The 12,590-nt window shown below is 38.7% G+C and carries 10 protein-coding genes; 3 read left to right on the top strand and 7 right to left on the bottom strand.

Going from position 1 to position 12,590, the window contains the following annotated elements; translation table 11 throughout:
* Positions 1-5: 5 nt before the first annotated feature.
* A complete protein-coding gene (locus FNN09_RS00615; protein WP_143299529.1) occupies positions 6-518 on the bottom strand; it encodes a YfiR family protein in 513 nt (170 codons plus the stop codon).
* A 441-nt stretch (positions 519-959) separates the two neighbouring features.
* Between FNN09_RS00615 and FNN09_RS00610 the strand changes: the two genes are divergently transcribed.
* Positions 960-1,814: a patatin-like phospholipase family protein gene (locus FNN09_RS00610; RefSeq protein WP_143299528.1), complete on the top strand. Its 855-nt coding sequence runs from the start codon at positions 960-962 to the stop codon at positions 1,812-1,814.
* Positions 1,815-1,835: 21 nt separating this feature from the next.
* Here the strand turns inward: FNN09_RS00610 and FNN09_RS00605 are convergent, their stop codons facing one another.
* From FNN09_RS00605 to FNN09_RS00585, 5 genes are all read right to left on the bottom strand, one after another.
* On the bottom strand, positions 1,836-5,396 hold the full coding sequence (locus FNN09_RS00605) for an SbcC/MukB-like Walker B domain-containing protein (protein WP_143299527.1): 3,561 nt from the start codon (positions 5,394-5,396) through the stop codon (positions 1,836-1,838).
* 3 nt (positions 5,397-5,399) lie between these two features.
* On the bottom strand, positions 5,400-6,614 hold the full coding sequence (locus tag FNN09_RS00600; protein ID WP_143299526.1) for an exonuclease SbcCD subunit D C-terminal domain-containing protein: 1,215 nt from the start codon (positions 6,612-6,614) through the stop codon (positions 5,400-5,402).
* Positions 6,615-6,674: 60 nt separating this feature from the next.
* Positions 6,675-7,118 carry a C-GCAxxG-C-C family protein gene (locus FNN09_RS00595; protein ID WP_143299525.1) on the bottom strand — a complete coding sequence of 148 codons (444 nt, stop codon included), beginning with the start codon at positions 7,116-7,118 and terminating at the stop codon, positions 6,675-6,677.
* A 171-nt stretch (positions 7,119-7,289) separates the two neighbouring features.
* On the bottom strand, positions 7,290-9,314 hold the full coding sequence (locus tag FNN09_RS00590) for a helix-hairpin-helix domain-containing protein (RefSeq protein ID WP_185968803.1): 2,025 nt from the start codon (positions 9,312-9,314) through the stop codon (positions 7,290-7,292).
* A gap of 1 nt (position 9,315) precedes the next feature.
* Positions 9,316-10,146, bottom strand: coding sequence for a hypothetical protein (locus tag FNN09_RS00585; protein ID WP_143299523.1), 831 nt, complete (start codon positions 10,144-10,146; stop codon positions 9,316-9,318).
* A gap of 155 nt (positions 10,147-10,301) precedes the next feature.
* Between FNN09_RS00585 and FNN09_RS00580 the strand changes: the two genes are divergently transcribed.
* Complete coding sequence (locus FNN09_RS00580) at positions 10,302-10,808, top strand: hypothetical protein (protein WP_143299522.1); 507 nt, start codon at positions 10,302-10,304, stop codon at positions 10,806-10,808.
* Positions 10,809-10,987: 179 nt separating this feature from the next.
* A complete protein-coding gene (locus FNN09_RS00575) occupies positions 10,988-11,923 on the top strand; it encodes a cation diffusion facilitator family transporter (RefSeq protein ID WP_143299521.1) in 936 nt (311 codons plus the stop codon).
* Here the strand turns inward: FNN09_RS00575 and FNN09_RS00570 are convergent.
* Complete coding sequence (locus FNN09_RS00570) at positions 11,920-12,555, bottom strand: HAD family phosphatase (protein ID WP_185968802.1); 636 nt, start codon at positions 12,553-12,555, stop codon at positions 11,920-11,922. The genes FNN09_RS00575 and FNN09_RS00570 overlap by 4 nt on opposite strands.
* Positions 12,556-12,590: the final 35 nt, after the last annotated feature.

Here is a 12,590-nt window from a genome sequence, read left to right as displayed (position 1 = left end):
GTTGGTTATTGAACTTTAATACCCAAACTGATTATTTTTTGAGTGACTTTTAAGTTATGTGCCTCTATGGTTTGTGGGCTAATTTGATACCTCAACTTGCCACCTACCGTTAAAAATGAAATGGCAGCTCCTTGCTTACACAAACCATCCTTATCAGCTACTAACAAAACCGGATTGTTTTGATGAGCATAACTTAAACTTTTCATTAATGAGCTTTTTGAAGAACCCAAAAACACAATGTGCGAGTCACCAACATCTTTCACACTGCGGGCTGATACAACTTTAATGCTTTTGTTTCCTGCCTTTTTAACCTTAGCAATCTTCTCAAGTTCAGTACTAATTTCATCATCACCCAAAATGGTAATAACCAAATCGCTTCCATTGCTTCCACTTGGCCATTCAATGTTCTTGGTAAAGTTGTACAGGAAAAGTGCTTTAAAAGTGGCGGTTTGCCCTTTCATTTCTTGTAACGCGGCGCCCAAGCACAAGACGCATAATAACAGAATCGTTTTTTTCATATGTTTTGATCATTTTTCAATTATGTTGCTTATTTGGATTATTTACAACTTTGAAAAAACAATCGACCAGGTAATACCACGCAGAAAAACGACATAACAATCTCATTAGCAACTATGCTACAGCTACCAGTTAATGGCCACCAACAAGTGGTGTTTGTTACACGTTAATCCCAATGAGTAGTCCGTCCAAAGCCAATTATCTCCCCAAACAATTTACTTTTTCATCTTCGCAGGCGAAAGTACTTTTATCATTGCTAAAGCCAAAAAAAATATGACAAAAGGACTCAATAATATGACGAATGAATTAGGCAATGGAGTACTTTATCTATGGCAGGTCGCCACTATATTCACAACTTTTGTATCTTGCTAAAACAACAAGTACAATATCCCGTTCTACAGCTGCATTTTACAAACTAAGTATTCAGAAAAAAAGAAATTTGTATGTCAAATAAAAATATATCCTTAGTTCTTGGAAGCGGTGGTGCAAGAGGTTTGGCTCATATTGGTGTTATTCAATGGCTTCAGGAAAACAATTACACCATCACATCTATTTCTGGCTGCTCAATAGGATCTGTTATTGGAGGTATTTATGCCTCGGGCCAGTTAAAAAAGTTTGAAGAATGGGTTAAAACACTATCGGTAGTTGATGTTGCTTCATTTATGGACATATCGTGGGGCAATAGTGGACTTATTAAAGGTGACAAATTAATGAAAACCTTGCGCGATATGCTAGGGAATATTCAGATTGAAGATCTCCCAATTAGCTTTACAGCAGTGGCTGCGGATGTTAAAAACGAAAGAGAAGTATGGATAAGCAACGGTGATTTGTATGATGCTATTCGCGCTTCTATTTCCTTACCCTTGTTTCTAACCCCTTTTGTAAAAGATGGCTTGGAATTAATTGATGGCGGTGTATTAAACCCAATACCAATTGCCCCTGTTTTTAGCGACAACTCGGACCTAATTATTGCCGTTAATTTGGGTGCAAAACCAAAAGTATCAAAAACAGTTGATAGCGTAACAGAAACACCATCATCATTCATTCAGGATACAATTAACAACATACGCGGCAAGGAAACGGGCAAGCCAAAGGGACAATCGGGCATGTACAAAATTGCTGATCAAGCCTTTGATGCCATGCAAAACACCATAGCCCGTCAAAAACTAGCAGCCTACCCGCCTGATTATTTAATTGAAATACCTCGTGATGCTTGTGGCACGCTTGATTTTCACAAAGCAGATGAAATGATTAAAATGGGCTACAATGCTACTAAAGAACTTCTATCATCTACCTAAAACAAAAAATTACTCCAACAACTAACTTTTTACCTCAAGCTGGCTATAACCAGAAGCATCTTTAAGCAATTCAATTTGCGTTGTTACCCGCTCTTTTAAAGCTGGCACATGACTAATTATACCAATGGTACGATTGGTTTCACTTTGCAGTTTCTCCAAAGCCGAAAGAGCCACATCCAGGGTGTTTTGATCCAAGGTGCCAAAGCCCTCATCAATAAACAAGCTACCGATAACAGTATTTTGGCCTGCTAAGTCGGATAAGCCAAGTGCCAACGACAAACTCACCAAGAAACTTTCTCCGCCCGATAAAGTTTTAACAGAGCGCTCGGCATTACCATGGTAGGTATCCACAATAAATAATTCATCCAGGTTATCGCTTTTAACATGCTTGACCAAATATCGATCACTTAACTGCTTTAGATGCTTGTTGGCCAAAAACAATACTTGCTGCAGAGTTAGCTCCTGTGCAAAGCGCGAGAACTTGTTTCCTGTTGCATCGCCAATTAATTGGCTAAGCTGATTCCAGCGATTGTATTCCTTTTGTTGCTTGTCTATCGCATTTAGTTTTGCTTGTTGCTTTTTTCTGTTCACTTCATCGTTAAGCAATTTTTCGTTAATTGCTCCACGCTTCAGTAATAACTCTTTGTACTGCGACTCCTTAGCATCAATTTCACTAATGACAGCCTCAGCCGAAATCGGATCAACAGCCAAGTCCTCTACTAACTTTTTTAATCGGATATTGCCATCAGAAAGCGTCTGCTTTAATTCCGTTTCTGCTTTAACCAAGCTTTGCTGAGTTTGCTTAATACGCTCCACCTCATCATCTTCCAATAACAATTGGAGAGCCGTATCAAAATCACGTACATCAATAGCCTCTAATTGAAGCTCCAAGTCCTGCTTTAATCGATTGTATTTTTCTTGTTCATCAAGCAGCACTTGGGTCAACTCCTCCAATCGATCGCTTATTCCCTTGACTTGAGTATCGTTTTTACCGATGGCAATCTCTATTTGGTTCTGCTTCTTTTTAATACCATTAATTAAATCGACAAGCTCTTTCTCTGCCTCTTCGGGCAGTTTATCCTCAAACAAATCGAATCGCTTTTGAGTCTGCTCCGAAAGCTTACTTTTGCTCTTATCCAATTGAGCATTTAAAGTGGCAAATTCCACCAGCATTTGTTTTAGCTGCTTTCCTTTTTCATCCCAAACCAAGGTTTGCTTCTCCCTAGTGCTCTTGTGTTCTCTTAGCTGTTCTTTTTTAGTCTCGTACAGTTGTGCCTGCTTTTCCAAAGCAAGCAATTGATCCTTTAACTCGGTCTCACTCACCAGTTGCAAATAGGGTTCAACTTGCTTCTCCAACTCCGCCTTATTATCGATTAGAATGCTTAAATCATCCAACAAGCGTTTGAACTCTTTGTTTCTGATGCTTGCCTTTTCAATGTAATCGATCAATTTGTATTGCTGCTCCAGTTTTTCAAGCTCTTCGTTTATCCGTTTGTTCTCCGCTTCTAATTGAGCTTTTGGCAACAACTTTACCTGATCATGATGTTGGAGTAAGTGCTTAATTGCTTCAGTACATACCTCGAGTTTGGACTTGATGCGTTTGGCTTCGCCTTGTAATCCAATATTTTTAGCCTTTAATGCAGATACTTCTTCTACTAACTTTTTCTCTTTTGCCTGCAAGTTGAATTGTTGCTTGCTTTGTTCAGCAAGCAGTTGCTCAGTTTGATTCGCCTTATTTTCGTAATGCTTTACAAACGGATGCTCTAATGAACCACACAAGGGACAAGCATCATTTTCTTTGAGTTGTTGACGAGCGACATCATATTTAGCTTCCAATACTTCACGCTCGCGTCGCAACTGTAACTCTGCTAAATATTTGGTATTAATCTCCAAAGCCTGTTCGCATTTCTTCAGTTCGGCAAGGCTCTGCTCTTGTTGCTCTTTTGTTAGTTTACCTGCTTTTAGCAAGCTGGCTGATTCTTCATCAAGTTGTTCTTGATCGGCAACCAAGGTCGCTAGCTTTTCATACACTTGATTAAGTTTCTGCTGCTCGATAATGGCCGATCGCAACAATTCTTTATCAACTATTTTGGAACTTAAGCGACTTTGTTTATCCGCAATAAAAGCATCACTTGTTTCAATTACTTCCGACAATATTTGTTGTTGATTAATCAGCTTATCATCCAACATTAAGCGCTCTTTGCTTGGCGAATCTTCCATTTTGGGCAAAGCATCCTGAAAAGCCTTTTGATCACGTTCAAAACCATCGTAACGCTGTTGCAACAAGGGCAACTGTTCTTTTAACACATCAGCTACAGCGTGCTCTTTAAGGTAGTTTTCGAGTAAAGAAATTTGCGAATCTTGCGCAGTCAGTTCCTTTTCAATGTTTTGATGACTTATATGGACAACATCAATTTGTTGACCTTGTAGCTGAGCATTCTTTTCCAGGTTAGCCAATTCATTGCGAGCTACTTTAATATCGGCATCGAGCTCCCTTACCTGTTTAATCAGGGGTTGAAGCTGAGCCTCCTTTTCTTTTTGCAAACGCAAGTCCTGAGCTAGTTGTTCAAATTCAGTATTTAACTGTTTTCTTTCAAGTTGCAAGCTCTCTAATTGCTGCTTTTTTACTTTCTGCTCATCCAATAATTTAAGGCGTTCGCTTTGTACATTTTTTAGCAAAACCAACTCGGCTTTTAAAGGCAATATACGCTGATGGTTCTCCAAACGACTAAGCGTTGGCGCAAAGGTTAGAACATCACGTTCCAGCTTAGCTAACTCCTCCTCTTTCTTCCGAATTTGTTTCTCTAATTCTTCTTTTTCATCATTGGCTTTCTTCTTCAGCCTTAATTTTTCCAGTGCCGCAAGTAAGTCCGAGTTGCTTTCATCAACTACTTTAATTTCATCCTTTAATTCAGCTTTTCGCTCTTCAGACAAAACATCAATACCATCCAGCTGTTGCTTTAGCTTATCTAATACTACCCACTCATCTTTCGATTTATAAAACGCTTTCTGGCCAATGCGTCGATAAATTTCAGTACCAGTCAGTTTTTCTAAAAGTTCACCTCGCTCATTGGCGTTTGATTTTAAAAATCGAGCAAAATCGCCTTGTGACAATAAAATTGAACGTAGAAATTGATCAAAATTCAAACCGATCAAACGTGCATTCTCTGCAGGAATCTCATTGCGCTTAAGGTCAAGAGCGACAAACTCTCCTTCGTCATTTTTCCTGGAAAGCAACAAAGCATAGTCGCGCAAATTGCCTGTTCGTGCACGCGAAATACTCCATTTAGATCGATACACCTCTGATTGGATTTGAAAATCCAATTCGGCGTATGCTTCATTGGTATTGCGCGTTAGTACACTGCCTAACTTTACGATATCATTTTTAGAAACAGCTCCGCTTCTGGGCGTTTGATTGTAAAGTGCTAAAGTAATGGCATCCAGAATAGTTGACTTACCAGCTCCTGTTGGTCCGGTAATGGCAAACAAACCCGTTTCGGCTAAAGCGCCTTCACAAAAATCTATTTGGTGCTTCCCTTTTAAAGAATTCAGGTTTTGAATACGAAGATGAAGTAACTGCATGCCTTATTCGTTTTCGATTTGATGATAAAAACCATCTAATAACTCGGTAAATGTTTGCTTTAGTTCGTCTTGACCATTTACCTGCCCTGCATCCAATAAGCGATCAAAAACATCGGTAATAGTTAAGTCCGATAGCGAAATGTGCTCCTCATAAACAGTTGACTGATCGCCATTGATAAAACGTAGGCTTGGCTTTACTATCTGTAAGTTATTATTTTCATTATTAATGTTTTCAATCAACTGTTCGTATTGCATTGATAAAGTGGTATCCATTTGCTTTTCTTCAATTGACACCTCTGCCCAATCGCACAAAACAGATTGACTTTTATAGCTTGCCAATTGCTCGGCCACCTGTTGAAACTCGCCTTTAAAACTTATCAAGCGTCGAAAACAAGGTATTTCAACGCTTTCAATGGATTGAATTCCATTAATATCTAAATCCAATAAAATCATTTTCTTTTGATCGCTTCGCTCAGAAAAACTTAAAGCGATGGGAGAACCTGAATAACGAATAGTGCCAGTTTCATTCATTCTCTGCGGGCGATGAATATGCCCCAGCGCCACATAATCAAAAATTGCAGGAAAGTCGGTAACACGAAAACCAGCCAAGTTACCAATGTGAATATCTCGCTCACTCTCCGATACCTTAGCCCCATACACATTCAAGTGCCCCATTGCAATACGCGGACATTCATATTCACTCATTGCATCAGCAACCGTTTGGTAATGTTTGACAATACCCTCATTAATGGCATTCATGCCCTCTTCATAAGACTCGCCAGCATTAATCAGTCGTATATCTTTGTCGCGCAGAAAAGGGACAGCTCCAATCACGCACTCTAGCTCTTCCCCCCTTTTTATTTCAATAACTTCATCCTCAATGGAAGTTTTGGCTCCACCAATTACATGAATATTTAGGGCTGATAATACATCGGCAGGTGCTTCAAGCGTACTTATATAATCGTGATTGCCACCAGTAATAATAACGTGGCTGCATTTGGTTTGAACCAAGTGCGTTAGAAACGAATAATAACGCTTAAGAGCACTATTTGATGGAAAGCCCACATCAAAAATATCTCCTGCAACCAACAAAACATCAACCTCGTGTTCATTGATATAATCGATTAACCAATTAAAGAATAATTCATGTTCCTCATCGCGATCGTTGCCATGAAGCTTTTGTCCTATGTGCCAATCAGAAGTATGTAATATGCGCATTATTACATGTGTATTTTTGAGTTAATGTCTTTGTTAAGTTTGCTTGATGATTCAAATGGCTTACTCAGCGAACAATTCATCAAGGATATTAATGGATGATTCAATGCATTTTGAACACACCTTATCTTTCAGTTGCTTTTCTTTAAAGGTTTGTTGTCCTGCTTCAGTGCGTATATCGCACCCTAACAAATGAACACATTGATCGGTTTGATGACGTTGGCAAAATTTTTCGCGAAAAGCTCGAACCATTTCTGGAGTTTTCTCTTTTCTTTCGTCTACATCGCTAATTGCCTTTGCATTACGCAGACCAATAAGCATATAAGCACCTGTTACCGTACCACAGGCCTTTTGCATTTTGCCCATTCCACCTCCAAAACCCAAAGCCATATCCAAAGCTTGCTGCTCGTCAAATTTAAGCTCGTTTACATAAGCCTTAATTATCGATTGTGCACAATTTTGCCCATTGTAAAAGGCATCAATGGCTAATGATATTTTCTTATTCATCTGCTTAAATTTATTGTCGTTTGTCAGATGGAACTCGCCAATTCTGTAATCCTCGTATGTGAGAAGCTATTCTCATGGCTCGTTGCATATCTTTAGATTATTTTCCTTTATCGCCTTGTAAAATTAATAAATGATTTGTGTTTTACGGCGTACAGGCAAATATAATATTCACTAGAATCGATACTGAAGCTGCAACTTCCAATCACTTATTACAGATCCTTTTATCAACTGATTTCCAGAACCAATTTCTTCCAGGTTTGAATAATTGGTATGGGCAAGTCGTGCCCAAATGCGCAAACGACTGCTTGGCTTCACATTGAAATTAAACAATACGCGCGTTCCTTTATTCATATAGGCGGGCACAGTAAAAGCATATAACACATCGGGTTCGTAGCTATATATCCTACTATTATAATCATCTATATCAAACAAAACATATCGAACAGACAAAGCCAGCCAATGAGTGGGTTTGACGCGTACATCCTGAAACACCATCCAGGCATAACTTCTCATCTTCTCCTCCTTGTAAATAGCATGTTCCATTTGTGTTTGAAAACGCCATTTGTCATCGGGTTGATAGGCATAAAACAGTCGAAAATTATCTTTCTGATAATTATTAATCTGGTAGTTATTAGTTAGCTCACTTCCATTCCGCTCTTTAATTGTTGATTTATAGCGGATGTAAGAATTACTCTGCTGATTAATTTCATAATTAAGCTGAGCAAAAATTTCAAATCCATCGGAGGGTCGATAAACATTATATCGGAGCCATTCATACGAAAAAATATCAATAAACGCTTTTGCTAACCATCGCCTGCCAGGTTTAAAACTAATAGATGCAAAAACGCCCGACTCGCCTCCTCGGGTAGACGACTCGGAAAATGGATTGGATAAAATAGACGTATAAGCTTTACTGTATTTCCGATAGGCCAGCGAGATATTTACATCGTTATTTGATTGATAAGTTAAGCCCTGATAAACACCAAATTCTTCTGCATTTTGCATGGCCACTTCGCCAAATATTGTTAGGCGGTTAAGAAATATGGTGTGCGACAACCAATAAGTTTCTTGTGTAGATCCTGCAAGTTTGTATTTATCTTTTAGATGCTCTTTTTCGTTAATGTGCGTGTTCAGGTGCCAATTAACGTACCCCGCATCCATATGAAAATAATGATGTTGATAAGCTGACTGCAGGCCGTAAACAGCTTCTGATACAGTATGCTTATTTTGTAACTCAGTAGCAGTACGATGATAGCCCGTTTCTTGCAAGGAGGATATTCCTAATGAACTCATCGTATCGTTTACCATAGATGCATCACGCTTTTTGTATGAATAAAAAGGCGTGGCCGACCATTTGTTATGTTGCAATTTTAATGCGCTACCTCTTAAAAACGACGATTCGTTAACCGATGTATAAACATTGCTGCCTTTAGCCCTGCGTCGCAACTGAACAGTCTCAGTTGACTTGGAAAAAGCCATGTCAGTCCAAACGCCCAAGCCTTGACCAAATGATAAGCGATAGTCGCCAATTATCCAGTTATCGATTAACTTTATTGGTTGATTAATTCGAACAAAGGCAGAGTTAAAATCAGCTGCAGGAAAGGTTTTTGGAAAGGCCTGCTCTCCCTGATCTTTCTCCAAGGTAAAGCCAAGTTCAGCTTTATCGCCAAAGTACACGCGCCCACGTGTCAACCACTTTTCCTTACTTCCCAAATAGTTAGGCGCTGTTGAATCATTATCAGATAAGTAACCCTCTGGTGTTTGAAAAGTACTTTGCACACGAGCAAGTACATTCCCATAAACTCGCATCTTTCTTTTTTCCTCTGGTTGCCGAACACAAACAAAGGGCAACATGTATTGGATTGTAGCACTATCTAATTTTTCAACGGCCTGCAACTCATAAACCGAGTACAAATCTCCATTTTCGTATCGATAAAACAGAATGTTCTCAATTTGAAAATCAGTTAAGAAGAATAAGCGTTCCAAGTCATTTTTACTAGCTGTATTAAGGTTAATCGGGTTTTGATTCAAATCAATCAGATCATTTATTAATTCGTCATAATCCATTGAACGAATTTGTTCGTCGGCCATTGTTTCAAGCATATCTGTTATACGCTTGTTCAGGTCATCTAATTCTTGTGTCATTCCGCATAGTGCGAAAAGCAAACACATTATCACGAGAATATAATGCTTCATCCTAATGCTTTTTACTAGTAAAGGCATAGTTTATACCACCACCCGATGAAACCCCCAATTGTTGATGATGAGAAAACCCCACGTCAATGGACAAGGCTCCTACAACAAAACCTCCACCAAATGTTAACTCAATTGGCTTACCCAAAATTCCTCCTCGCGCATACAACTTATCTTTAAAATTGAACTGAAGGCCACTTTTATAAACCATCTCTCGATCAATTGCCTTTTCCAGTTCCAACATTATCATAAAATGTTTATCTGGAGAAAATTTAATAGCCGTATTAAACAAGCTTGGTAAAGCCACTTCCATGTCGGCATAATTAATATGGCTTTGCTCAGAATTTTGAATATAAATACCAATGGATAAATGATTTTCTGTTTGCCAAAGTATGCCCAAAGAAGAATAAAAAGCATCCGCACGATCTGCAGCCAATATTTGGTGCGTTAAGAAATTAAACTGAAAACCAGCCGACACGCTTTCTCCAAACAAACGACTATAACCAGCTGCGTAACGCGTCATACTGCTTTTGGAGTAGCCACTTTGATAAACCATTGCGGAAAAGACACCTAACTTTGATGGCACAACAGCACCGACAGTTCTTATGCTTAACTCCTGCATATTAAAACGTAAACCATACGATATACCTATGGAAACCTCACTATGATCGGCTAGGTTAGCGACATTGTTTATGCTAGCCCAGGGCGATTCGTCAAATACCAAAGAGTTAGCCAATGAAGAGCTGGCAGGTCCAGAATAATTTAAAACTTGTGCCCAAGATTGCGGAAAAAAGCATAGCAAGGCCACAATTGAGATAAAGGTTAGTTTAGTCATGTTGCATTTGTCTTATCAATAAAATTATTAACCATAATTGATAATGTCAACCATAAATTTGTTTTGATTGACAATACAAACAATATCCGGTAAGTTTGCTTTCAGTTAAAGCAACTTAGCTCAATAATTAATTACTAATCTTTAATCTTTCTGTTATGAAATTACTTGCAACAATTCTATTGACCTCAACGATAATCATTATTAGTAGCTGCCAACACCAAAACACGTTTGATGAAGATTTCGAAAGAGCTAAAATCATTGAAATGCTAATGATGCAGGATGAGTTTTTACTCACAGAAGACATTAACATTTACAGAGCCCACTACCCTTGCTTTGCTGATTCAACTGTGTACATCAACAAAGGAACGGTTCATTGGGATCTAACGGAGGTAGAAAAAACAGATAGCGAAATTAACCACCTCTATGCATTTGATCAAATTGACTATCATGAAATATATAATAAGACCGAGCCAACAATCAAATTCTCGCCCGATGGCAAAATGGCATATGTAGTTGGACATCAATCATACAAATTCGATATCAAAGATTCTCTTGGGCACCCAAGAACAAAAAAAATGACCAATGCTTACCTGGAAGTATTAGTTAAAAACGACGGTTGTTGGACTGGCGTAGCTATTGCCCAAACATTTGACAAGAATTAAAGCAACAAACACTTACATTTTAAACGTAGTCATTAATAATTCATACGGCATTGATTTGATACTATTAGCCAAGCCAATATTTCATCGAAAAAAGTATTGAGAGCTTCTAGCTCATTTTTAAGTTATAATTAGCAAATTTGCAGCCTACTTGAATATCAAAGCTGAATGGCAAACTATTAATGACTACAAAAACACAAACAAGTTATAGAGGGAAACTGATCCAAAAAGCATCGTGGATTGGGATTGTTGGCAACGCATTTTTGGCAACTCTCAAAATTGTGGTCGGCATTGTAGCAGGCTCAGCAGCTGTTATTGCCGATGGCATTGATTCGGCAACTGACATATTAAGTTCACTTATCACCTATTTCGCCAGTCGTTTATCTGAGCAACCACCAGATAAAGCACACCCCTGGGGCCATAACCGCATTGAAGCAATAGCAACTAAAATAATCGCTATCATCATTTTATTTGCTGGTTTGCAACTGGTCATTAGTACCATTGGTATATTGTTTAGTAATGAAGTTCGTGAAATGCCAGGCAAGGCAGCGATTGCGGTTACATTATTGTCCATTGTAGGCAAGGCAGCCATCGCCTTTTACAAGTTTAGAGTGGCTAAAAAGGCCAACAGTCTTATGGTCAAGGCCGATGCCATCAACATGAAGAACGACATTTTTTTATCACTAGCCGTGTTACTTGGTTTGGGCATTACTTATCTAACGAAACTACCGATTATTGATGTTTGTGTTGGTATTGCATTAGGCTTATATATTATTAAGAGCGGTACTGAGCTTGCGATAGAAACCAACACCGAATTGATGGACAGTTTCTCAGATCAAGACCGATTGTATAAAAAATTATTTGCCATTGTTGACGATACGCCTGGTGTATCAAATCCGCACCGAGCACGTATTCGTAAATTAAATCATCTCTTCGATATTAGTCTTGATGTAGAGGTAGATGGTAACATTAGCGTTAACGAAGGACACGATTTAGCCATGCAACTCGAAATAAACATCAAAAAAGAATTTAAAGATGTTTTTGATGTGATGGTGCACATTGAGCCTCATGCTAACAAGGAAAAAGAGCAATTTGGTTTATGTTCCGATGACTTTTAATCCATACAATGACCAGATAAAACATCTAACATGGACTGCTTAGGTCCAATCAAGGCCGTTTGAAATCCTAATTGCTCTGCGGCATCCAAATTAAGGTGCGAATCGTCCAGAAACAACGTTCGCTCGGCCTGCAAAGGTGCATTGTCAATCACATGTTTAAAAATGGATGCATTGGGCTTGCTCAAACCTATTTCATAAGAATAAAAGGCCTTATTAAATATTGTTTCAACATTTTCAATACCTGACACCATAGACACATAGGCCTGATGATGGATAGCATTGGTGTTGCTTAGCAGGTATACTGGTTTTTGTTTGGATAGCTTCTCGATCAAACGAATACGCTCTATAGGCAAATGCACCAACATGGTATTCCAGGCATCGATAATGGTTTGATCCGATACTTTTGATGGCAATAACTCCTGAATCGCATCAACAAATTGCTGACTAGAAATAACTCCCAACTCGTATTGCTTAAACAGTCCCTGATGATGCCCGTGCGTAATTTGCTCATGAAGGTTATTTAATCCAAGCTTTTCGAATGCTGCTATCGCAGCTTGCGGATCGATATCAACTATCACACCTCCCAAATCAAATAAATAGGCATCTATCTGCGTATAATCATTGCTCATCATCGGCTTCCATTTTTTAACAAATGTAATGCGAGTCG

The sequence above is a fragment of the Carboxylicivirga sp. M1479 genome (genome assembly GCF_007097485.1).
In the GTDB taxonomy this organism is placed as follows: Bacteria; Bacteroidota; Bacteroidia; order Bacteroidales; family Marinilabiliaceae; genus Carboxylicivirga.
Note: the sequence above shows the minus strand (reverse complement) of the source record. Positions and strands in the feature narration are given on the sequence as shown.

What these genes read in the sequence shown, in the direction of transcription:
- FNN09_RS00615 (WP_143299529.1), bottom strand. Translation starts at nt 518, where the DNA reads ATGAAAAAAACGATTCTGTTATTATGCGTCTTGTGCTTGGGCGCCGCG.
- FNN09_RS00610 (WP_143299528.1), top strand. Translation starts at nt 960, where the DNA reads ATGTCAAATAAAAATATATCCTTAGTTCTTGGAAGCGGTGGTGCAAGA.
- FNN09_RS00605 (WP_143299527.1), bottom strand. Translation starts at nt 5,396, where the DNA reads ATGCAGTTACTTCATCTTCGTATTCAAAACCTGAATTCTTTAAAAGGG.
- FNN09_RS00600 (WP_143299526.1), bottom strand. Translation starts at nt 6,614, where the DNA reads ATGCGCATATTACATACTTCTGATTGGCACATAGGACAAAAGCTTCAT.
- FNN09_RS00595 (WP_143299525.1), bottom strand. Translation starts at nt 7,118, where the DNA reads ATGAATAAGAAAATATCATTAGCCATTGATGCCTTTTACAATGGGCAA.
- FNN09_RS00590 (WP_185968803.1), bottom strand. Translation starts at nt 9,314, where the DNA reads ATGAAGCATTATATTCTCGTGATAATGTGTTTGCTTTTCGCACTATGC.
- FNN09_RS00585 (WP_143299523.1), bottom strand. Translation starts at nt 10,146, where the DNA reads ATGACTAAACTAACCTTTATCTCAATTGTGGCCTTGCTATGCTTTTTT.
- FNN09_RS00580 (WP_143299522.1), top strand. Translation starts at nt 10,302, where the DNA reads ATGAAATTACTTGCAACAATTCTATTGACCTCAACGATAATCATTATT.
- FNN09_RS00575 (WP_143299521.1), top strand. Translation starts at nt 10,988, where the DNA reads ATGACTACAAAAACACAAACAAGTTATAGAGGGAAACTGATCCAAAAA.
- FNN09_RS00570 (WP_185968802.1), bottom strand. Translation starts at nt 12,555, where the DNA reads ATGATGAGCAATGATTATACGCAGATAGATGCCTATTTATTTGATTTG.